Annotated in this window: 21 protein-coding genes and 1 riboswitch; of the genes, 13 read left to right on the forward strand and 8 right to left on the reverse strand. The window is 48.1% G+C overall.

What is annotated here, in order from left to right; all coding sequences use genetic code 11:
- Positions 1–171 precede the first annotated feature (171 nt).
- Complete coding sequence (gene pepF, locus EDC33_RS01375) at positions 172–1,977, forward strand: oligoendopeptidase F (protein ID WP_124009958.1); 1,806 nt, start codon at positions 172–174, stop codon at positions 1,975–1,977.
- A 24-nt stretch (positions 1,978–2,001) separates the two neighbouring features.
- Here pepF and EDC33_RS01380 read toward each other — a convergent pair whose 3' ends face one another.
- Complete coding sequence (locus tag EDC33_RS01380) at positions 2,002–2,874, reverse strand: CvfB family protein (RefSeq protein WP_124009959.1); 873 nt, start codon at positions 2,872–2,874, stop codon at positions 2,002–2,004.
- A complete protein-coding gene (locus EDC33_RS01385; protein WP_124009960.1) occupies positions 2,871–3,614 on the reverse strand; it encodes an NAD-dependent protein deacylase in 744 nt (247 codons plus the stop codon). Before EDC33_RS01385 ends, EDC33_RS01380 begins: the two co-directional genes overlap by 4 nt.
- 84 nt (positions 3,615–3,698) lie before the next feature.
- On the opposite strand from EDC33_RS01385, the gene EDC33_RS01390 reads away from it, so the two are divergent.
- The 9 genes from EDC33_RS01390 (at position 3,699) to lysA (ending at position 13,670) form a co-directional block, all read left to right on the forward strand.
- Positions 3,699–5,303 carry an ABC-F family ATP-binding cassette domain-containing protein gene (locus EDC33_RS01390; RefSeq protein WP_124009961.1) on the forward strand — a complete coding sequence of 535 codons (1,605 nt, stop codon included), beginning with the start codon at positions 3,699–3,701 and terminating at the stop codon, positions 5,301–5,303.
- 84 nt (positions 5,304–5,387) lie between these two features.
- Positions 5,388–5,567, forward strand: a riboswitch (Lysine riboswitch).
- Positions 5,568–5,645: 78 nt separating this feature from the next.
- On the forward strand, positions 5,646–6,848 hold the full coding sequence (locus EDC33_RS01395) for an aspartate kinase (protein WP_124009962.1): 1,203 nt from the start codon (positions 5,646–5,648) through the stop codon (positions 6,846–6,848).
- Between the two features lie 17 nt (positions 6,849–6,865).
- Complete coding sequence (locus EDC33_RS01400; protein WP_124009963.1) at positions 6,866–7,861, forward strand: aspartate-semialdehyde dehydrogenase; 996 nt, start codon at positions 6,866–6,868, stop codon at positions 7,859–7,861.
- A complete protein-coding gene (gene dapA / locus EDC33_RS01405; protein ID WP_094905493.1) occupies positions 7,854–8,750 on the forward strand; it encodes a 4-hydroxy-tetrahydrodipicolinate synthase in 897 nt (298 codons plus the stop codon). The genes EDC33_RS01400 and dapA overlap by 8 nt, the downstream gene beginning before the upstream one ends.
- A complete protein-coding gene (gene dapB, locus EDC33_RS01410; protein WP_124009964.1) occupies positions 8,747–9,475 on the forward strand; it encodes a 4-hydroxy-tetrahydrodipicolinate reductase in 729 nt (242 codons plus the stop codon). Before dapA ends, dapB begins: the two co-directional genes overlap by 4 nt.
- A 4-nt stretch (positions 9,476–9,479) precedes the next feature.
- On the forward strand, positions 9,480–10,196 hold the full coding sequence (gene dapD / locus EDC33_RS01415) for a 2,3,4,5-tetrahydropyridine-2,6-dicarboxylate N-acetyltransferase (protein ID WP_040104777.1): 717 nt from the start codon (positions 9,480–9,482) through the stop codon (positions 10,194–10,196).
- Entirely contained in the window at positions 10,189–11,325 is a 1,137-nt protein-coding gene (locus EDC33_RS01420; protein ID WP_124009965.1) for a M20 metallopeptidase family protein, read from the forward strand. The genes dapD and EDC33_RS01420 overlap by 8 nt, the downstream gene beginning before the upstream one ends.
- A gap of 16 nt (positions 11,326–11,341) precedes the next feature.
- On the forward strand, positions 11,342–12,430 hold the full coding sequence (locus EDC33_RS01425) for an alanine racemase (RefSeq protein ID WP_124009966.1): 1,089 nt from the start codon (positions 11,342–11,344) through the stop codon (positions 12,428–12,430).
- Complete coding sequence (gene lysA / locus EDC33_RS01430; RefSeq protein WP_124009967.1) at positions 12,408–13,670, forward strand: diaminopimelate decarboxylase; 1,263 nt, start codon at positions 12,408–12,410, stop codon at positions 13,668–13,670. Before EDC33_RS01425 ends, lysA begins: the two co-directional genes overlap by 23 nt.
- 99 nt (positions 13,671–13,769) lie before the next feature.
- Here lysA and cspA read toward each other — a convergent pair whose 3' ends face one another.
- Together cspA and EDC33_RS01440 are read right to left on the reverse strand one after the other, a co-directional pair.
- Positions 13,770–13,970: a cold shock protein CspA gene (gene cspA / locus EDC33_RS01435; protein WP_017548994.1), complete on the reverse strand. Its 201-nt coding sequence runs from the start codon at positions 13,968–13,970 to the stop codon at positions 13,770–13,772.
- Between the two features lie 179 nt (positions 13,971–14,149).
- A complete protein-coding gene (locus tag EDC33_RS01440; RefSeq protein WP_040104773.1) occupies positions 14,150–14,440 on the reverse strand; it encodes a DUF1033 family protein in 291 nt (96 codons plus the stop codon).
- 102 nt (positions 14,441–14,542) lie between these two features.
- Here EDC33_RS01440 and EDC33_RS01445 point away from each other — a divergent pair, with 102 nt between their 5' ends.
- Genes EDC33_RS01445 through EDC33_RS01455 form a run of 3 tightly spaced genes read left to right on the forward strand, consistent with a single transcriptional unit; the run spans position 14,543 to position 16,734 of the window.
- A complete protein-coding gene (locus EDC33_RS01445; protein ID WP_040104772.1) occupies positions 14,543–14,812 on the forward strand; it encodes an acylphosphatase in 270 nt (89 codons plus the stop codon).
- 25 nt (positions 14,813–14,837) lie between these two features.
- Positions 14,838–15,566, forward strand: coding sequence for a 5-bromo-4-chloroindolyl phosphate hydrolysis family protein (locus EDC33_RS01450; RefSeq protein WP_094905498.1), 729 nt, complete (start codon positions 14,838–14,840; stop codon positions 15,564–15,566).
- On the forward strand, positions 15,550–16,734 hold the full coding sequence (locus EDC33_RS01455; RefSeq protein WP_094905499.1) for a toxic anion resistance protein: 1,185 nt from the start codon (positions 15,550–15,552) through the stop codon (positions 16,732–16,734). The genes EDC33_RS01450 and EDC33_RS01455 overlap by 17 nt, the downstream gene beginning before the upstream one ends.
- 39 nt (positions 16,735–16,773) lie before the next feature.
- Here EDC33_RS01455 and brnQ read toward each other — a convergent pair whose 3' ends face one another.
- The 4 genes from brnQ to EDC33_RS01475 form a co-directional block, all read right to left on the reverse strand.
- A complete protein-coding gene (gene brnQ / locus EDC33_RS01460) occupies positions 16,774–18,087 on the reverse strand; it encodes a branched-chain amino acid transport system II carrier protein (RefSeq protein WP_124009968.1) in 1,314 nt (437 codons plus the stop codon).
- A 113-nt stretch (positions 18,088–18,200) separates the two neighbouring features.
- Entirely contained in the window at positions 18,201–19,940 is a 1,740-nt protein-coding gene (locus EDC33_RS01465) for a VWA domain-containing protein (protein ID WP_124009969.1), read from the reverse strand.
- A 5-nt stretch (positions 19,941–19,945) separates the two neighbouring features.
- Entirely contained in the window at positions 19,946–20,737 is a 792-nt protein-coding gene (locus EDC33_RS01470; RefSeq protein ID WP_094905502.1) for an ATP-binding protein, read from the reverse strand.
- A 2-nt stretch (positions 20,738–20,739) separates the two neighbouring features.
- The gene (locus EDC33_RS01475) at positions 20,740–20,943 is read right to left on the reverse strand and encodes a DUF6501 family protein (protein WP_040104767.1); all 204 of its coding nucleotides are present in this window, start codon (positions 20,941–20,943) and stop codon (positions 20,740–20,742) included.
- Between the last annotated feature and the right edge of the window lie 38 nt (positions 20,944–20,981).

The following is a 20,981-nucleotide window of genomic DNA, read 5'->3' on the forward strand; positions in this document are numbered from 1 at the left end:
GTTCACCTCCCTGAAGCATCTATTCCATACTCATATTCTCTTAAATCACAGCAACAAAACCTATTCATTTTGCTTTATTCATATTCGTATAATAAAAGATTTCAATTTTTAGAATTTTCCTGTATAATGGCCTTAATACTTCGGTTTCCGAAATTAAAGGAGTGTCAAAGAATGGAACAATTGAAATCCAGAAATGAAGTTGATGTGAATTATACATGGAACCTGACGGATCTGTTTGAATCTGATGAAGCATTCGAGCAGGCAGCAGAAAACATCCGCCCTGAAATAGAAAGCTACAGCAGAAAGTATGAAAACAGCCTGACAGATGCTTCGGTTGCAGTTGAAGCGATCGAAGGCTTCAAGGGTCTCATGGAGTCGCTGGTGCCGATCGGTGCATATGCGAACCTCAGGCTGTCTTCCGACCAAGGGGATGCATCGGCACAGCGTCTGAGTGGCATTGCGAGCAATATCGGTACATATTTCGGCAGTGAAACGAGTTTTCTGACAAGTGAACTGCTGCAGAAGGACGAATCATTCCTCAAGGATATCAGAACCCGGGCGCCGGAATTCGAAAACTTCGTGGATGAGCTGCTGAAACAGAAGCCGTACCAGCTGGATGCGAAAGTTGAAAAGGCACTTGCCTCCTACTCCACCGTTTTCGAAGGACCCTATAGCCTCTACCTGAAAACGAAGCTGCTGGACATCGATTTTGGGACATTCACAGCCAATGGACAGGAAATCCCCCTCTCCTACCTTGCTTTTGAAGGTGAACTTGAATCGCATGAAGATACTGAAGTGAGACGCAATGCGTTCCGTGCATTCAGCGATAAGCTCGCAGATTATCAGCACACGACGGCAGCAACATACGACCTCCAGCTGAAGCAGGAGAAGACGACTGCAGACCTCAGGGGCTTCGATTCGGTCATCGACTACCTGCTCCATCGCCAGGATGTGGATCAGACGCTCTATAACCGTCAGATCGACATGATCATGAGTGACCTTGCGCCACATATGAGACGCTATGCGAAGCTGCTCAAGCGAGTCCATGGCCTGGATGAGATGAAATACGAAGACCTCAAGATCTCCCTCGATCCGTCCTCTGAACCTGAAATCAGCGTAGAGGAATCCAGAAAGTACATCAATGATGCACTCGGCATCATGGGGGAAGACTATCTCAGCATGGTCAACCGTGCCTATGATGAGCGCTGGATCGACTTCGTGAAGAATAAGGGGAAATCGACCGGTGCCTTCTGTGCAAGCCCGTACGGTTCCCATCCATTCATCCTGATATCATGGACCTCCCTGATGACCGAAGTTTTCGTCCTTGCCCATGAACTGGGACATGCAGGGCATTTCTACAATGCCAACCGGGAACAGAATGTATTCGATGCAAGAAGTTCCATGTACTTCATAGAAGCACCGAGCACGATGAATGAAATGCTCATGGCGAACCATCTGCTCAAGAATTCGGACGATCCGAAATTCAAGCGCTGGGTCATCAGTTCCATCATTTCAAGGACGTACTACCACAACTGTGTGACACACCTGCTTGAAGCTGCCTATCAGCGTGAAGTGTACAAGAAGGTGGACAATAACGAAAGCGTTTCTGCACCGGAACTGAACCGCCTCAAACGTCAGGTGATCGAGGAATTCTGGGGAGAAGATGTGACGATCACCGAAGGTGCCGAACTCACATGGATGAGACAGCCGCACTACTACATGGGTCTCTACCCGTACACATATTCCGCCGGCCTGACCATTGCGACCGCAATGAGCAAACGGGTGCTGAACGAAGGGCAGCCTGCCGTCGATGACTGGCTGAAGGTGCTCAAGTCCGGAGGCACGAAATCGCCTGTCGAACTGGCCCAGATGGCGGGTGTAGATGTAACGACGGACCAGCCCCTGCGTGATACGATCGATTATATCGGGGAGCTTGTGGATCAGCTTGAAGCACTGACGGAAGAAATAGAAGGATAGAAAAAACCGGTAATCGAATTTCGATTACCGGTTTTCTTTGAGCACTGTCTCTTTAGATGTCTGTTCTACTTTCCCCTCCTTCATCAGGCGGCCGAGTGCGCGCTTGAAGGAGCCTTTCGACATGTTGAATGCCTCTTTGATGTCCTCTGGTGAGCTTTTGTCGTTCAGCGGCATGCGTCCGCCATTTTTAGTGATGTAGTCCAGCAGCTTCTCGCTGTCGGCATCCATCTTCTTGTATGCCTGCTGTATGAAGGAACCGTTGATTTCCCCCTTGTCGTTGATGCCGATGACCCTGAACTTTTTCAGTTCGCCGAGCCTCGGTTCATCCTCGCGCTCGCTCTCATGCACAAAAACCTTATGCCCATCTTCGGTCAGAAGGAAGGTGCCGATGCGGAGAAGGCGGTACGGACGCCCTTCCATCCACTTGTTCTTCAGTTCCTCGAACTTGGATGCTTCAATCGGGGTGAAGCGTTCTGCTGCTTCATTTTCAGTGATGAGCCTGCCGTACAGCTGGCTGTCGCTCTCCGCCCTCAACTTGAGGTAGAGCTTATCGCCCTCCTTCGGCCACACGCTCTTCACTTTGGGAAGGTCGATCCATGGCACCAGTATCTCCCGGGGTATGCCGATATCCACAAAGGCCCCCTCCCGGTTCACTTCCGTAACAGTGGCATAGCCATACTGTTCCACTGAAGCGTCAGGGACGACAGGTGCTGCAAACAGTTCGCCACTTCTGTTCGGATAGATGAAGGCGCTGATTTCCTCGCCGATTTCATACTCCCTGTCTGAAGTCGATGCGTTCATCCGGATGTAGAGTGCATCCTCCGTCTTCAGATGATAAGTGGATCCTTCCTTCTTGATCACTTCCAAAAATTGTACTGTACCTGATATCTGGTTCATATATTATCTCCTTCATTATTATAGATCGTTTCAATCACTTCGGTCATATCTTCATTGATGACAAGATCTGCCTCCTCATCGAATGGCGTGTCATCCCGGTTGATGATGACCAGATGACTCCCATTGAAATAGTTGATGAGGAATGCTGCAGGGTTCACGAGCAGCGATGAGCCCATCACCACCAATGTATCTGCCTTCGCCAGTTTGTCTATGGCAGAATTTATGACGGTTTCATCAAGCATTTCCCCATAGAGTACGATATCCGGCCTGAGTACACCGCCACATTCGCAATGTGACAAGTTCTCGGCCATCACGGTCTGTTTGCTATATGCTTTATGACATGCTGTGCAGTAGAACCGGTTGAGAGACCCATGGAGTTCATCCACATTCCGGCTGCCTGCATCGTGGTGCAGCCCGTCGATATTCTGGGTAATGACTCCGAGCGACCGCCCTGTCCTTTCTTCATGGGCGATGAAATCATGGACGATGTTCGGTGCCTTGTCTGCAAGCATCAGGCGTTTCCTGTAGAAACGGATGAAACTTTCCGGGTCATCCTCCAGGTGCTCCCTGCTCAAAAGGTATTCCGGCGAATGGCCTGCCCTGCTGATCTCATCGAACAGACCACCCATACTTCTGAAATCGGGGATGCCGCTTTTGACCGACACCCCTGCACCAGTGAAAAATACGGTACGACGACTCTCATCCATTATAGTGGAAAATCGGCGCAATTCGTGCTCCATTGGTATCCGCCCTCCTAGAATTATATTTCAATGGTACCATAAATGTGTTATCATCGCTTAAGAATATACTAAAGGAGAATGCCTATGCTACAGGTTATAGATGTTGGTCTGAGGTTTGGCGACCGCAAACTGTTTGAAGATGTAAATATAAAGTTCACTCCGGGCAACTGCTACGGGTTGATCGGTGCGAATGGTGCCGGAAAATCCACATTCCTCAAGATACTTTCAGGAGAAATGGAGGCGCAGACGGGCCATGTGAGCATGGCGAAGGATGAGCGTCTTGCCGTCCTGAAACAAGACCACTTCGGATATGAGGAATACCGTGTCCTGGATGTCGTAATGATGGGCCACGCGAAACTTTGGGAAGTCATGAATGAAAAGAATGAAATATATATGAAGCCGGATTTCTCAGATGAGGATGGCATACGTGCTGCAGAACTCGAAGGCGAATATGGTGAAATGGGCGGCTGGACGGCCGAATCCGATGCCGAAAGCCTGCTGCATGGCCTCGGCATAGATTCAACCCTCGTGGACAAGAACATGTCCGAGCTTGAAAACAACCAGAAAGTCAAAGTCCTGCTTGCACAAAGTCTGTTCGGCAACCCTGACGTACTGCTCCTCGATGAGCCGACCAACGGCCTCGACATACAGGCAATCCAATGGCTTGAAGAATTCCTGATCAATTTCGACAATACTGTCATCGTGGTTTCCCACGACCGCCATTTCCTTAATAATGTGTGTACCCATATTGCCGACCTCGACTTCGGAAAGATACAGCTATATGTAGGCAACTATGATTTCTGGTACCAATCCAGCCAATTGGCCCAGCAGATGGCCCAGGATCAGAACAAGAAGAAGGAAGAGAAAATCAAGGAACTGAAGGACTTCGTTGCACGGTTCAGTGCGAACGCCTCCAAGTCCAAACAGGCGACAAGCCGTAAGAAGACGCTTGAAAAGATCGAACTCGAGGACATCAAGCCATCTTCCAGAAGGTATCCGTTCGTGAAGTTCACACCGGAACGTGAAATCGGCAATGATCTGCTCTATGTCAAAGGGCTCACGCACAGTGTCGATGGAAACAAAGTGCTGGACAACGTCAGCTTCACGCTGGATCCGTATGACAAGGCGGTCCTGATCGGCTCCTCTGAAATTGCACGCACCACCCTCCTCCGTATCCTGGCCGGTGAACTCACTCCGGACGAAGGTGAAGTCAAATGGGGAGTGACGACAAGCCAGAGCTATATGCCGAAGGACAACTCGGAATATTTCGAAGGCGTCAATACGAACCTTGTCGACTGGCTGCGCCAGTACGCGCCACCTGAAGAACAGACGGAAACCTTCCTGAGAGGATTCCTCGGAAGGATGCTGTTCAGCGGCGAAGAAGCCAAGAAGAAGGCAAGCGTATTGTCCGGTGGGGAAAAAGTCCGTGCAATGCTGTCGAAGATGATGCTCTCCAAGGCGAACGTCATCCTGCTCGACGAACCGACCAACCACCTGGATCTCGAAAGCATCACTGCAGTGAATGATGGGCTCAAAGACTTCAAAGGCTCCATCATATTCACTTCCCATGACTTTGAATTCATCAATACGATCACGAACAAGGTCATTGAACTGAAGGACTCCGGCGCAATAGTCAAAGAGTCCACCTATGAGGAGTACCTGAAAGACCAGGGTCTCATAAAATCGTAATTTATAGACAATTCCATATATTTTTGAAAAAGTAGTTTACATGCATTGGTTATGTATGTATAATGGCATTTATAAAATTAAATATCAGTTGGATGAGGCGCATCAATCATCAGTAGCCACTTAATATATAGTCTGCGAACTTTAAGTGTGTGAAAGGGTGCGATGCCGAAATGGCCTGCCGTTGCAGCGGCAAGCCATTGGATTTGAGGGTTAAGAGCTCCAGGTCTGTCATTATTTTTACAATAATGGAGTGCATCACTTGTGTATAGATCAGAACAAGTCCGGCATTCCGCCGGGCTTGTTTTTTTTAGTTTGAGTGAGTGCTTCCCCACAGGAGGACATATGGAAACGAGTGTTTTGAAATTTGGCGGAACATCAGTCGGTAATTTCGACAAGATAAAAGATATTGCGAATGAATTGAAATCAAGGGTTTCACGGGGAGAAAAGCTGATTGTTGTAGTCAGTGCAATGGGCGGTACGACAGATGAACTGCTGTTGAATGCAAACAGCCTCTCCTCCACTCCCAAGGAGGATCATGTGGCACTGCTGCTGACTACAGGAGAACAGCAGACCATCTCCTACCTCTCGATCGTCCTTGAAGATCTTGGGATACGGACAAAGGCGATGACAGGCTACCAGGCAGGCATAAAGACATTTGGCGGGCACATGAAAAGCAGGATTGCGGATATTGACCAGAAGCATCTGGAAGCCGCATTGGATAACCACGATGTCGTCGTAATCGCCGGATTCCAGGGCATCAACGATGAAATGGAGATCACCACACTCGGCCGCGGAGGTTCCGACACGACAGCGGTGGCCATAGCAGCCCGGTGCAACATGCCGTGTGAAATATATACGGATGTGGATGGTGTCTATGCGACCGACCCGCGTGTATATGAAGAGGCAGGAAGGATCTATGAAATCACTTACGATGAAATGATGGAAATGAGTGCCCTCGGGGCAGGCGTTCTTGAAACACGGTGCATAGAGATTGCAAAGAACCATTCGATCCCCCTCTACTTGGGCCGCACACTATCAGATGAGAAAGGAACATGGATCATGGAAGATACACAAGTTCTCGAAAGGAAGGCAGTAACCGGTGTGGCGCTCGACAGTGACATCATTCATGTCACCCTGTACGAACCGGAAAGGGAGTCGACCCTCATCTTCGATCTTTTCGAAAAGTTCGAGGCCCATGACATCAACATCGATATGATCTCCCAGGTGGTGAACAGTGAAGGGTTCCAGTTGTCCTTCACCGTCAAAGGAAATGAATCCTATCGCCTGGATGAGATATTCGAAGCGGTCGAACGCCTCCACCCGGAGATGGTGATGGATGTCAGGACAAACCACTCAAAAGTTTCAATCATCGGTTCCGGGATGCGTGATATGACCGGTGTCGCCTCACGGGCGTTCATGGCATTGCAGCAGGCCGGCATCCCCTTCTATCAGACGACGACTTCGGAAATCAGCATTTCCTATGTCGTGGATGGTGAAAAGGACAGGCAGGCAGTCGAAGTATTGGCGAAAAAATTCAATCTATAAAATCAGGAGGAATCGTTATGGTCAAGGTAGCAATAGTTGGAGCGACGGGTGTCGTCGGAAGTAAAATGATAGAAATGTTCGAACAGTACGAGATAGCAGCAGATGAGCTTGTCCTCTTCTCTTCCCCACGATCTGCAGGCAAGGAGGTCGAGGTGCAGGGACAGATGTATACAGTCCGGGAATTGACTGAGGAAGCGGCAAAGGAAGGCTTCGATTATGTCATCATGAGTGCCGGCGGCGGTACAAGCAAGCACTTCGCCCCACTATTTGAAGAAAGCGGCGCGATTGTGATAGACAACTCAAGCCAATGGCGGATGCATGAGGACATCGACCTGATCGTACCGGAAATCAACAGGCCCGTCCTTGACCGCAGGATCATCGCCAACCCGAACTGCTCCACAATCCAGTCTGTTGTCGCCCTTCAGCCGCTGAAGGAGAAATTTGGCCTCAATAGAGTGCATTACACGACATACCAGGCAGTATCCGGCTCAGGTGTCGGCGGCCTGCGCGACCTTGAAGAAGGGGCGAAGGGAGAAGCGCCGACGACCTACCCGCACCCAATCCATGATAATGTCCTTCCGCATATAGACGTCTTCCAGGAAGATGGCTATACGAAAGAGGAAAGGAAGATGATCGACGAAACACAGAAGATCCTGAGCCAGCCAGACCTCGCCGTTACAGCAACATGCGTCCGCGTACCTGTTACAAACAGCCATGCCGTGCAGATCAACGTCACTCTGGACAAGGAAGCGACGGTCGAAGAAGTGCGTGAAGCATTCAAGGGCATCCCCCATATCAAACTGGTGGACAATCCGGAGAACAATGAGTATCCGACTCCCCTTGACAGCACTGGAAAAAGCGAAGTCTTCGTCGGGCGCATCCGCAAGGACGAGTCACTCGAAAACACATTCCATATATGGTGTACAGCAGACAACCTTCTCAAAGGCGCAGCGCAGAATACGGTACAGATCCTAAAAATGATGATGGAAACGGAGAGTGTTCAAAATGGATAGCGATATTATTTTTGAAGGTATTGGCGTAGCAATCACGACCCCTCTGACGAATGACGAAGTGGATTATGCGGCGTTCAGGAAGCATATCGAGTATCTGATCGACAACAATGTCCAGGCGATCATCGTAAATGGTACAACCGGCGAGTCCCCTACACTGTCTTCAGATGAAGCGCGCGAACTGCTCAAGGTGGGTGTGGATACGGTCGCAGGCAGGGTTCCTGTCATCGCAGGCACCGGTACAAACTCGACCCGTGCCAGCATAGAACTGTCCAAATATGCAGCAGAGATCGGAGCAGATGCCTTGATGCTCATTACGCCCTACTACAACAAAAGCAATCAGAGCGGCCTCTATCAGCATTTCACCAAAATTGCAGACAGCACGGAGCTTCCAGTCGTCCTCTACAACGTCCCTGGCAGGACGGGCATGACCATCGAGCCGGATACGGTTGCAGAATTGAGCAGGCACCCGCACATCGTGGCATTGAAAGATGCCGTGGGCGACCTCGAATACACCAAGGAAGTGCTCGAACTGACGTCAGACCAGAATTTCATCCTTTACAGCGGTAATGACGACAATATGCACGATTTCTGCCAGCTGGGTGGAAAAGGACTGATTTCCGTGGTCGGCAACATCATTCCGGGCGAGCTTCAGGAAGTCTATGAAAGCATAAAGAATGGCAGCGGGGATTCACAAGAGAAGTTCGACGCCTTGATGCCGATGATCAAAGCCGTACAGGTGGATGTCAATCCGATCCCTGTCAAAGCGATGACGAGTGAACTTGGTTTCGGCAATTATGAACTCAGGTTGCCGCTTGTTCCCCTCGAAGAGGAGGCATTGAATGAAGTGATCCAGACAATGAGAAAATTCAAGGAGGGTTCCTTCGTATGAAGATCCTTCTCATAGGCTACGGCACAATGAACAAAATCACAGCAAGACTTGCCGAAGAAGAGGGACATGAGATCGTCGGAATCATCGCAGGCAGCGGCAAGGATGCCCCCTACCCTGGCTTCAAAACGATTGACGAGGCAGGAGCGGATGTCGCTATCGACTTCTCGCACCCGGAACTGCTGCTCCCTCTGCTTGAGGATGATGTGAAGACTCCCCTTGTGATCGCCACGACGGGACAGAAGGAGGAAATCGTCTCCATACTGAAGGAAAAAAGCACTTCCCTGCCGGTATTCTTCAGTGCCAATATGAGCTACGGTGTCCATGTGATGAATACGCTGCTCAAGAAGGCGTTGACGGTGCTGGACGAATTCGACCTTGAGATGGTGGAACGCCACCACAACAAAAAGGTCGATGCACCAAGCGGCACACTCGTCAAGCTGCTGGATACGGCCCTGGAGCACCGCGATGGAAGCTATCCGGTCTATGACAGATCCAATGTCCACGAGAAGCGGAAGAAGGAAGAGATCGGCGTCAGTGCAATCCGCGGCGGTTCCATTGTAGGTACGCATGATGTTATATTTGCCAAAGATGATGAAGTCATCGAAATCACCCATCAGGCACAATCCAAGGAAATATTTGCAAATGGTGCACTCAAGGCCGCAAATGTCCTGGTCAATCGTCCGAACGGCTTTTACGACTACAATAATTTATTCGAGGAGAGATAGGAAAATGGAAAACTTTACAGCAGAAGAAATCATCCAGTACATCAGTAATGCACACAAGGTGACGCCAGTGAAAGTCTACGTCAACGGAAACTTTGAAGGCGTGGAATTCCCGGATACACTCAAGGTGTTCGGCAGCGAAACATCAAAGACCATCTTTGCAGACCTGGCGGACTGGAAGGCATTCGAAGAATACAACAAAGATGTCATCACAGACATTGAAGTTGAAATGGACAGAAGGAACTCTGCAATTCCCCTGAAAGACCTGTCGGAAACGAATGCACGTATAGAGCCGGGTGCGTTCATCCGTGAGAATGCAGTGATTGAAGACGGTGCAGTGGTCATGATGGGAGCAACGATCAATATCGGTGCAATCGTCGGAGAAGGCACAATGATTGATATGAATGCCTCCCTCGGCGGACGTGCTGTTACAGGGAAAAATGTCCATGTGGGTGCAGGTTCGGTACTCGCCGGCGTCATCGAGCCGCCAAGTGCTTCCCCGGTCGTCATTGAAGATGATGTCCTGATCGGTGCAAATGCCGTCATCCTTGAAGGTGTAAGGGTCGGCAAAGGTGCGATTGTAGCAGCAGGCGCAATCGTTACGGATGATGTTCCAGCAGGAGCGGTTGTAGCAGGCACACCTGCAAAAGTCATCAAGCAGTCCCAGGATGTGGACAGCTCCAAGAGGGAAATCGTTTCAGCTCTGAGGAAGCTTAATGACTGATCTTGAATTTGTGACTGAACACAGACGGATGTTGCATCAGCATCCTGAAACGAGCATGCAGGAGTACAGGACGACCGAATACATCATTGAATTCCTGCAGCAGATGGAAATACCTTTTGAACGGCCTCTTGAAACAGGGGCCGTTGCTCATCTGTCGGGAAACTCCGATCGGACGATCGCCTTCAGGGCGGATATAGATGCCCTGCCGATACAGGAGAAAAATGATATACCCTACCGCAGCACAGAAGATCATGCCATGCATGCGTGTGGGCATGACGGCCATACGGCGGCCCTGATGCTTTTTGCCAAACGCTGTAAAGCTTTGCATGATGCAGGAGAACTGAGGCACAATGTGATATTCATTTTCCAGCCTTCTGAGGAGACAGCGGCAGGCGCCAACCAGCTGATTGATGCATGGCAGCCTGAGGAAGAAATCGAAGCGGTGTTTGGCGTCCATATGATGCCGAATGAAGATGAGGGTAAAGTGGTGCTCCGGGACGGTGAAATCACTGCAAGTGCAACTGAATTCCGTTTCTACGTGGATGGAAGATCGGCCCATGTGGCGGCGAAGCATGAGGGTGTATCAGCGATAGAGACACTGCTTCATCTCACGACGCAGTTGACACAGCTCCAGCACTTCCACCTGAATGGCCTGAACCGAAACATCATCCATATCGGAAACCTGAATGCGGGGGAAGCCATCAACACTGTTGCAAGCAGAGGCTACCTCGAAGGTACGATACGGACTTATGAGATGACGGATTTTGAGGCGATAAAGGAACGGATGGAAACGTTGGCCCGCACGGCCACTGAACTGTTCAGTTCCAAGGTGGAGGTCACCTTCAATGAAGGATATCCACCGGTGATGAATGCGGATGCGCTGAGGCCGTCTGTAGAAGCGGCCCTGACTGCCATAGATATTAACATCATCGACAGCGAAAAGCCCTACCTGTTCGGGGAGGACTTCAGTTTCTACAACCGGATTGCGCCCTCCTATTTCATATTTTTCGGGAGCCGTAATGAGGAGAAGGGATTTACAAGCAGCCTGCATACATCGACATTCGATTTTGATGAAGCCGTACTCGTTAAAGTGGCGGATTATTATGAAGCGCTGATGGAAGAATTATAAGAAGGAAGTGGATGGAATGGGTGGCACACTCACAATAGACAGAAAACAGTTCATACAGACAGCCGAAGGGGCAGCAGGAGGCAATGATGTCATCGCTGTGGTCAAAAACAACGCATACAATTATGGTCTGGAATTTTCAGTAAGGGCATTTCTTGAGGCTGGCATCCATTCGTTCGCTACCACTTCAATGGATGAAGCGCTTGAGATCAGAAGGATTTCACGTGAGGCGATGGTTTTCCTGATGAATCCGACCTATGATCTTGAGACCGTCAGGGAGAATGGATTCCATATCACCCTGCCCTCCCTCGAATATTATCATGAGTACAGAGAGGCGCTCTCCGGCATCAGTGTACATCTGGAATACGCTGGACTCTTCAACCGTTCCGGCTTCGGTACATCCGAAGAGATGATTGAAGTCATCAACGATGTCCATGCCCTTCCCCGTCATGCAAGGGTGGATGTTGCAGGCGTCTGGACCCATTTCGGCTATGCCGATGAACTGGATATGGAAGAATACGATGTGGAAAGGGAATTATGGATGTCCCTCCTTTCCGATGTTCTGGAGACAGGACATGTCTTCGACTATATCCATTCCCAGAACAGCGCAAGCTTTGCGCGTGACGGGCTGTTCAATGGCCACACACATCTGAGGCTCGGCATCGCCCTGTACGGCTCACGCCCCTATGCATCGCTGCCCGCCGAAAATTACATGCAGAGCCTGACTCTGAAGGCGCCGATCGTCCAGCTGAGAAGACTTTCCGCCAACCAGAAGTGCGGCTACGGCGGAAGCTACCAGCCTGAAAACGATGCAAAAATCGCAGTGGTAGATATCGGCTATGGGGACGGCATCCTGAGAAAGCGCGCCGACTTCGACTGCATGATCAATGGGAAACGCTATGCGATCAAAGCTTTGATGATGAGCCATATGATTGTGGAAGTGGATGAAGATGTGACACTTGATGATGAAGTCATCATGTACAGCAATGATCTGCGGATCGACGACTACACGGCACTGGGTGCAGGGGCAAATTCCGAGCAGCTGGGTGCACTGAACTACAACTCTCTAAAAAAGGTGATTTTAAATGACACTAGCGTATATCAATGATGAACTGCACTTGAACGGCCATTCCCTGAAAGGTCTGGCAGCACAGTATGGGACTCCCCTATTCGTCTATGACGAAGATGCATTACGCAGCCAATGCAGAAGGTTCCACAGTGTTTTTGAAGGGGAAGCGCTGGATTATTCCATTTCATATGCTTCAAAAGCCTTCACTTCCATACAGATGGTCAAACTTCTTGAAGAGGAGAATATGAAACTCGACGTCGTTTCTGCAGGTGAGCTCTACACGGCACTCGAGGCAGGATTCCCGGCTGCAGACATACACTTTCATGGGAACAACAAGACAGCTGAAGAAATCGAATATGCACTTGAAATGGGTATCGGTCTGTTCGTGGTAGATGCTGTGGATGAAGTGGCGCTGATCGACAGGTTGGCTGATCACCCTGTGGATGTGCTGCTTAGAATCAATCCGGGCATCGATGTAAACACACATTCCTATATCCAGACCGGCCAGGAAGACAGCAAGTTCGGACTGTCGATCCACAACGGCACTGCCGAATCGGCAATCGACATGATACATAAAAGCGACAAGCTGAATTTCAAGGGTGTCCATTATCATCTGGGCTCCCAGATCTCGGAGGAAGGCCCTTTCCTGAAAGCACTCGATGTCGTTTTCGAATGGCTGTCCAACGCCTCCATCGATGTTGAGATATTGAATATGGGCGGCGGCTATGGTGTCCGCTACACTGAAGCGGATGTAAGGTTTCCGATCGAGGAAGGCTTCTCAAGGATCATCGGCAAGCTGAAGACCCTTGCTGCCGAATATGACATCGCCTTCCCCCACATCATGATAGAGCCAGGACGTTCAATTGCGGCAGAAGCCGGAACGACCATTTATGAAGTTGGGGTCGTAAAGGATATTCCAGGTGTCTCAAGGTATGTGTCGATTGATGGCGGAATGAGCGATCACATACGGACGCCACTGTATAATGCCGAATATGAGGTGTTGACTGTAGAGGCCGGTGACGGGGAAAGCATCGATTCACATGTCGTCGGCAAGCTGTGTGAATCCGGAGATATCATCGGTAAAAACCTCAGCCTTCCGGAGGACATCAGCCGCGGTGATCTGGTTGCGGTCGCTACTACAGGGGCCTACCACTACTCCATGGCTTCAAATTACAATCAGATGAGGAAACCGGCTGTCGTATTCGTCACTGAGGATGATGTAAGGGAAGTCATCAGAAGGCAGAGTCTGAAACAGCTTATTCAAAACGATGTGATATAAAATAAAAAGAGCCCGCGGGCTCTTTTTTTTGATATAAAAAAACCTGGGATTATCCCAGGTTCAGATGATACAAATCAATTTTTTATAAATAGATTTATATTAGAGTTTAACAACGTTTGCAGCTTGTGGGCCGCGGTCGCCTTCAACAACTTCGAATTCTACAGACTGACCTTCTTCAAGGGATTTGTATCCTTCTTGGTTGATAGCGGAGAAGTGTACGAATACGTCGTTTTCACCCTCGATTTCGATGAAGCCAAAACCTTTTTCTGCATTGAACCATTTTACTGTACCTTGTTTCATTAATTAAATCCTCCAGTGACGATATTCAATAGCATAATCCATATAGCGTAGAAATGTATGGTACATACAATTTCTTATATGGAGAACACTTATTGATATCTCAATTATAAGGCATATGAGCTGGATTTGCAAACCATTCTTTCCTGATTTCATATTTTTTTATGAATATTCAAATAATATTATGCAATTAATTCCCCGTCTTTAAGCATCATCGGTGTATAGAAAATCTGAAGATCTTCTCCACAGTCTTCGCAATTCTCCATCTCGCAGCTGTTGAAGAACGCAAGAAGGCTGTATTTTCCTTCTTTGAATGAATGGAACTGTTCTTTCATTTTCTGGATGATGTCCCTGTATGCATCTTTCATCGCAGTTTCGGACTCATAGCTGAACTGCCTGATGATGTCCTCCTGCCATCCCTCAAAAAGCCACCAGCCTTCATAATCCGCCCTGAGTATGACAATCTTAAACATTTTAAAAACTCCATTCGCGTTTGATAATATATGTATTATATACGCGTATAATTCGCATTATCAAGCTAAAAATCCTATAATATAGTATAAGAGGTGTTGCAAATGGAATCAAGAATGATAATCGTATCCGGACGTGTCCAGGGGGTCGGTTTTAGATATTCGACAAAAGTCATCGCAGATCGGCTGAACATCACCGGATATGCAGCAAATGTCCGGGACTATGTGGAAATACTCGCCACAGGATCGGAAGCGGATCTGGATGAATTTGTAAGGCAAGTCACTGAAGGTGCCTCCCCTGCTTCGAATGTTGATGACTATTCGGTCAAGACCATTCCCCTGGAAGATGGCTATGACAGATTTGTAACCAAATAGTATTGACTGAAGGTGTAATCCAAAAATGAAGAATAATATATCACACTGGTTCGCCTCATTGATTTCCATACCGGTTGCAGTTGTAGCTGGTACGTTTTCGATGATCGCCTTCGATATCCATCTGGCTTTGGACATGATGGTTGCAGCAGGCGGTTTTTTTGCAGCCTACTTCCCTACCCAATCGATAAGCCTGAATTCCCAGCTGCAGAAGATGGGAATATCCAAAAGTGAGTACCGTTACGTCAAAAGGCAGCTTGCAGAAGCGAGGGAAAAGATCAAAAGGCTGAGGCAGAGCTATAAGAATGTAAGGACCTTGAAGGATGTCAAACTCATATATGACATCAATCGGCTCGTCCGAACGATCTACCAGGCGGTCGAAAATGATCCCAAGCTCTTTTTCAATGTACAGCAGTTCTTCCATTCGAACCTTGATTCTGCCGTGAATACCATCGAACAGTATCTTTTTCTGTACAAGATGCCCGGCAAGACCAGGGAGGAGAAGGTGAAGCTGCATGAAACGCGCATTTCACTGCTGGAACTCAAAAGGACCATCCAGTCGAACCTTTCTGCGATGAACCGGGACAGCTATCAGGCTCTTGAAGTTGAGAAGGACTTCATAAAACTGAATAAGAAGCGCACGATGTCCACACTCAAACTCGACAACAAACTTGATAAGGAGAAGGTGGACCTGAATAAGAAAGAAAAAGAGCCAGTATATCAAAACAGAGGTGAAGATGATGAAAGAGGAAAATAAACTAAAAGAGAAACTATTATCCGATCCATTCTCTTCTGTAGATGAAGACACTGACCTCATGCCCCAGCCTGAAGTGGGCATCGAGGAAAAGAATGAGCAGAGCACTCTCGCGACATATCAGGAAAGGTTTACAGAAGAAGATCTGAAGAGGATTGAAGAAATTAAGAATAAGATAGAACCATTGGATAATGATGCACTCATACAATATGGTTCAAACGCCCAGCAGGCATTGTCCAAGTTCTCACACCAGATGCTCACAGAAGTCCAATCGAAGGACGTCGGTCCCATCGGAGAGACGCTGGAGAGTCTGATGAAGAAACTGAAGGAAATCGATCCGGATGAACTGACGAAAGAGAAGAAGAACATCTTCAACCGCATATTCCGGAGGGTGAAAAAATCAGTGAATGAATTGATTTCGAAACACCAGAGCGTGGCCTCGCAGGTCGACCGCATCGGCATACAGCTTGAACATGCCAAGGAGGTTCTGGTCAAGGATGTGCATCTCCTGGACAAGCTGTACGATCAGAACAAGGATTACTTTGATGCAATCAACATCTACATCGCTGCGGCTGAAATGAAGAAGGAAGAGCTTGAAAACCAAACACTGCCTGAACTCAGAAAGAAAGCTGAGGAATCAAGCAACCAGATGCATGTACAGGAAGTCAATGATATGATGCAGTACGTCAACAGGCTTGAAAAGCGGATACATGACTTGAAGCTCTCAAGACAGATCACCCTGCAGTCCGCCCCACAGATCAGAATGATACAAAACATCAACCAGACGCTGGCAGAGAAGATCCAAAGCTCCATTCTGACAAGCATACCGCTTTGGAAGAACCAGATGGCCATAGCCCTCACACTGCTCCGTCAGGAGTCCGCATCACAGGCACAGCAGGCAGTCACCAATACGACCAATGACCTGCTTACAAAGAACTCTGAAATGCTGAAGCAGAACTCCATACGGACAGCCCAGGAGAATGAGCGTGGCATCGTGGATATCGAAACGTTGAAGACGACCCAGGAAAATCTGGTGACCACCATTGAAGAGACATTGAGAATCCAGCAGGAAGGTTCGCAGAAACGCCAGGCAGCAGAGCGGGAACTGGAAACCATGGAAGAGGAACTGAAGACAAGGCTTCTGGAGCTCAAAGAAGAGCATCGTTACTGATACAATAATAAAAAGCGCATCCATCGGATGCGCTTTTTATTATGAATATTTCACTTTTTCATGCTTCATGCCGATCAGATATCCAATGATATATCCGATGATCATTACTGGAATCCATTCAAATGAATTCGCGAATAGAGGCATGCTCTCTATCCATCCAAGATCCATCCATCCATTCCTGTGTACGACAGCAAGGATGCTTGTGATGATCACAAGTGCAACTGGGAGCTGGAAACTCAGTCTCGGTGAAGGGACAAAGTATGTCAGGAACAGCAGCGCGACAGAAGTCATTGCGATCGGATAGATGATATAGAGGACTGGAACACTGGTCTGAATGACTTGGTTAAGCCCCTGGTTCGCCAATACGAGGGAAATCAGTGTGAATACGACGACGAACTTTTCGTATGATATCTTTGGCAGGATGCTGTTGAAGTATTCACTTACGGCAACAATCAGGCCAGTAGCCGTCGTTATACATGCAACCGCGACGATTACACCAAGGAGTATCGCGCCAAATTGGCCGAAGGAGTCGTCTGCGACGAATGTCAGCAGGAATGTTCCCAGATTCTGATCATCGACCTGCTCACCACCGAGATCTACACGGTTGCCGATCCATCCAAGTGAGACATAGATGATGCCGAGGAGCAGTGCGGCGATGGAACTTGCCTTAATTGTTTCGATAAGCAGCTCTTTTCTGCTGGTGACACCAAGATCACGGATGGAATTCAGAACGATGACTGAGAATGCGATGGCTGCGATGGCATCCATTGTAAGGTATCCTTCTGTAAAGCCGACAGAAAATGGCGCAGTTGTATCGAAGCCTTCCGCCGGGGCACCTGGATCGTTGCTTATGTACATCATAATGGCTTTGATGATAAGCGCTACAATAGTGACCAGAAGCACTGGTGTAAGGAACCGGCCGATGTTGTCGACCATGCGGCTCGGGTTGTAGCTTAAAAGGAAGACGATAGTGAAGAAGACGATTGAGAAGATGAGCAGGCTTACCCAACCTGTTCCATTCATAAATGGCATAAGTGACATCTCATAGGCTGTCGTAGCTGTTCTTGGAATGGCGAAGAACGGCCCGATGGCAAGATAGATGACCACCATGAAGATGACTGCAAAAGCCGGATGGACGACTTTCAATGATTCCCTGTATCCACCTTGTGAAATGGATCCGGCGATTACCCCGACGAGAGGGAGTCCGACACCGGTGATGACGAATCCGATGATGGCCATCCAGAAATAGTCTCCACTCTGGAACCCGAGACCAGGTGGGAAGATCAGGTTCCCTGCCCCAAAGAACATGGCAAAAAGCATGAACCCGATGATGATGCTGTGTTTGAAATTCATGGGTTGACCTCCTAATACTTAAAAGTTATTGAAATGATAAACCTTAGTTTACAATACAAACCCCTTTAAGTCCATAAAATTCTTAATTGTCAGATATTTCAAAATGTGAAAAGCTACACTAATATTTTGGTCAATATCCTCTTGAGCAGGTTGGGCAATGCAGCAGCAATTTCTTCTGCATCATTGACGATGATGGCATTGGTGTCATAGATATTCCTGATGGCGGCCAGTGTGTTTTCCTCATTCGATTCATCGATGAAGATATTGATGACCTGGACGCCGGATTTTCTTGCTTCCTGCACTGCCTCATGCGTATCTATGATACCGCTCTGGTTATATTGTTCGGCACTTGGCAGGCCATCGGAGAACATGATGATGAATCTGTCCTTCTCACTGCGCATCCGCAGCTTTTCGGTCTCATGTCTTATCACGAGTCCATCACGGTTATCGCCCGAAGCTTCAATGTCCATCAGTGATACCGGGTAGTAGTATTTGGATTTCCCGAAGTCCATGTGCTCATAGATGTTATTCGGATAATGATTCTTCATCACTTCAAATGTGTCCTCATGATGGGAAACGATACGGTGTGGTATATCCAGTGACTTGAGGATATTATTCAGTATGATGACACCATTCCGGCAGCCTTCAAGGTTTTCAGTCATCGAGAACGACTGGTCGATGATGACTGTAAACGCAGCATCCAGCTCCTTGGATTCGGTATTCTTCTTTACAAAAAGCTTCGGGCTGTCATCGATTATCGGTCCTATTGGATTCTTCATGAGTTTTCCTGTAGTGCGCCTCGTCTCGAAAGCGTTCATCTTGTAGTTGAGTATCTGGGTAATATCCCCGATGACCTTTTTGGCTACAGCATTATAGGACTCGAATATCCGCTGATAATCCTTATACTGGGAGAGTTTGATTTTGGGCTTTACGATGTTGAGCACTGCGTGCTGATTGATGGCGCCAGAATCCTCCATCAAGTTGTCCCCGGTATTTTTACCGAAGCCTTCATGGTAGTCGGATACATCATCCTCATGTGGATTCTGCCTCCCATGCGCACTTTTACGTGAAGTATTGTCCCCGGTCTCACCGAGCATATTGGCTTCATCAGCATCACGGTCCGTCTTGGTGTCCACCCGGCTCGTCTCCTCTTCTTCCTCCTCCGCCTTTTCATCGAGACGTTCGGCATCCTTCCTGAACGGTGTCGTTTTATTGAATTCATTGATTTCATTGAAGGGCATGTCATGGATTCTATAAGAAGTGTTCAGCGAAATTTGGGAAGATAACTTTTCTATTATCTCTTCTGTCAATGTGATGCTTTCTCCGGTGCTTTCACTGATCAGTGGAAAGGATTCTCCGAATGCCTCCATGTTTTCCCTGTCCTCCAAAATCGCAACATTGAAAGATCTCAGGAATGCTTCAGCATCATTGGAAGCATTCTTTTGGTATTCATCCGTTTTTATGCGGTCCCCAAGTTGAATGATTTTTCTGATCATCGGCCGCCATTCAATGGCTGCCCTTCTGTTCCGGTAATATTCCAGGGAAAGGAAGACCTGCTGTGCGAATACCTCCCTGTCCTTCATCCTGTCATATTCCGGGTAATTGAAAATATAAGGGGAAGGATATCTGGTAAGTATATCGTACCTGAACCCTTCCCTCTCACTGATGTCCGTCCTGTGCTTCCAAAAGAAGCTCAGATTGAACTCATTGGAAGCAGGGTTGTAGTAGCTGTATTTTCGTACAGTGACCGTAACTTCCTTCCTTTTCAGCAGAAGGCGCAGCAGGTCAGTGATTTCCATCATTATTTTGGAATCCACAATTTCATCATTGAATTTTATAAATGAATAGCTCATGTTAATCACATTCCAAACTGAAGTTCTGCTGCATTCAGGATTGCCTTCTTCTCCTGTTCACTGTCGAGCTTGTCGATGATCGCCCGGTAGCATGCACGCCCGATCGGCATCTTTGTACTGAGGTCGGCGAGGTCGATCAGACTTCTCACACTGGAAGCCTCCTGCGATATCTGGCCCTGCTCCGTCATCGTGACGAGATCTTCATGGAAATCTGTGATGGATTCGATGAGGGACGCATCTTTCTGGATGCTCTGTGAATTCAGGACCTCCCTCAGCGATTCTTTCGAGACGTAGCCAATTTCTATGACGTTGAAACGGTTCAGCAGTGCTTCATTCATGGGCATGGTGCCGACATAACCGACGTTGATGGCTGCAATGACGTTGAACCCCTCATCAGCAACGATCGTATCACCGGTCAGGGGGTTTGTGATGGTCCTGCGATAGTCCAGTGCCGCATTCAAAATCGGAAGAACTTCAGGTTTAGCCATATTGATTTCGTCAATATAGAGCATCGCCCCTTCTTTCATGGCTCGGATGACCGGCCCATCTATGAAGGTGATCTCCTGCCTGCCTTCGTTGTATTCGATTGTTTTGAAGCCGAGCAGGGATTCGATATCGACATCCACTGAACAGTTTATGCTGTACATGTCCTTGCCGAGTTCCCCTGTCAAATCTTCAGCCAGCCTCGTTTTACCGGATCCGGTCGGCCCTTTAAGAAGAAGGTTCTTTCCAAGGGAAAGGATGATTTGTGCATCGCCTTTTATATTTTCATCATTATGCAGGAATTTTATGGCCATATCTATTCAACTTCTTCAAAGTATGTTTTGTAGTAGCCGCCGACTTTGCCTGAATTATCTTTGACGAATATATACTCTTCCGTTTCATTGACGACCGTATACGTCTCTCCGGGAGTGAGCATATCAGAGACTTTATATTTTTTTGCATCTGTATGCTTTACCTTGACTGTCCTTAAATTGTTGTCATTCCAAGTTTCATGAAGCATATTGATCTCTCCAAACATTTTAATTTATTTTGATTCTA

The organism is Salinicoccus roseus (assembly GCF_003814515.1).
In the GTDB taxonomy this organism is placed as follows: domain Bacteria; phylum Bacillota; class Bacilli; order Staphylococcales; family Salinicoccaceae; genus Salinicoccus; species Salinicoccus roseus.

What these genes read in the sequence shown, in the direction of transcription:
- EDC33_RS01380 (WP_124009959.1), bottom strand. Translation starts at nt 2,874, where the DNA reads ATGAACCAGATATCAGGTACAGTACAATTTTTGGAAGTGATCAAGAAG.
- pepF (WP_124009958.1), top strand. Translation starts at nt 172, where the DNA reads ATGGAACAATTGAAATCCAGAAATGAAGTTGATGTGAATTATACATGG.
- EDC33_RS01455 (WP_094905499.1), top strand. Translation starts at nt 15,550, where the DNA reads ATGAAAGAGGAAAATAAACTAAAAGAGAAACTATTATCCGATCCATTC.
- EDC33_RS01390 (WP_124009961.1), top strand. Translation starts at nt 3,699, where the DNA reads ATGCTACAGGTTATAGATGTTGGTCTGAGGTTTGGCGACCGCAAACTG.
- dapA (WP_094905493.1), top strand. Translation starts at nt 7,854, where the DNA reads ATGGATAGCGATATTATTTTTGAAGGTATTGGCGTAGCAATCACGACC.
- EDC33_RS01400 (WP_124009963.1), top strand. Translation starts at nt 6,866, where the DNA reads ATGGTCAAGGTAGCAATAGTTGGAGCGACGGGTGTCGTCGGAAGTAAA.
- EDC33_RS01475 (WP_040104767.1), bottom strand. Translation starts at nt 20,943, where the DNA reads ATGCTTCATGAAACTTGGAATGACAACAATTTAAGGACAGTCAAGGTA.
- EDC33_RS01450 (WP_094905498.1), top strand. Translation starts at nt 14,838, where the DNA reads ATGAAGAATAATATATCACACTGGTTCGCCTCATTGATTTCCATACCG.
- dapD (WP_040104777.1), top strand. Translation starts at nt 9,480, where the DNA reads ATGGAAAACTTTACAGCAGAAGAAATCATCCAGTACATCAGTAATGCA.
- cspA (WP_017548994.1), bottom strand. Translation starts at nt 13,970, where the DNA reads ATGAAACAAGGTACAGTAAAATGGTTCAATGCAGAAAAAGGTTTTGGC.
- EDC33_RS01465 (WP_124009969.1), bottom strand. Translation starts at nt 19,940, where the DNA reads ATGAGCTATTCATTTATAAAATTCAATGATGAAATTGTGGATTCCAAA.
- EDC33_RS01395 (WP_124009962.1), top strand. Translation starts at nt 5,646, where the DNA reads ATGGAAACGAGTGTTTTGAAATTTGGCGGAACATCAGTCGGTAATTTC.
- EDC33_RS01425 (WP_124009966.1), top strand. Translation starts at nt 11,342, where the DNA reads ATGGGTGGCACACTCACAATAGACAGAAAACAGTTCATACAGACAGCC.
- dapB (WP_124009964.1), top strand. Translation starts at nt 8,747, where the DNA reads ATGAAGATCCTTCTCATAGGCTACGGCACAATGAACAAAATCACAGCA.
- EDC33_RS01385 (WP_124009960.1), bottom strand. Translation starts at nt 3,614, where the DNA reads ATGGAGCACGAATTGCGCCGATTTTCCACTATAATGGATGAGAGTCGT.
- brnQ (WP_124009968.1), bottom strand. Translation starts at nt 18,087, where the DNA reads ATGAATTTCAAACACAGCATCATCATCGGGTTCATGCTTTTTGCCATG.
- EDC33_RS01440 (WP_040104773.1), bottom strand. Translation starts at nt 14,440, where the DNA reads ATGTTTAAGATTGTCATACTCAGGGCGGATTATGAAGGCTGGTGGCTT.
- EDC33_RS01420 (WP_124009965.1), top strand. Translation starts at nt 10,189, where the DNA reads ATGACTGATCTTGAATTTGTGACTGAACACAGACGGATGTTGCATCAG.
- EDC33_RS01470 (WP_094905502.1), bottom strand. Translation starts at nt 20,737, where the DNA reads ATGGCCATAAAATTCCTGCATAATGATGAAAATATAAAAGGCGATGCA.
- EDC33_RS01445 (WP_040104772.1), top strand. Translation starts at nt 14,543, where the DNA reads ATGGAATCAAGAATGATAATCGTATCCGGACGTGTCCAGGGGGTCGGT.
- lysA (WP_124009967.1), top strand. Translation starts at nt 12,408, where the DNA reads ATGACACTAGCGTATATCAATGATGAACTGCACTTGAACGGCCATTCC.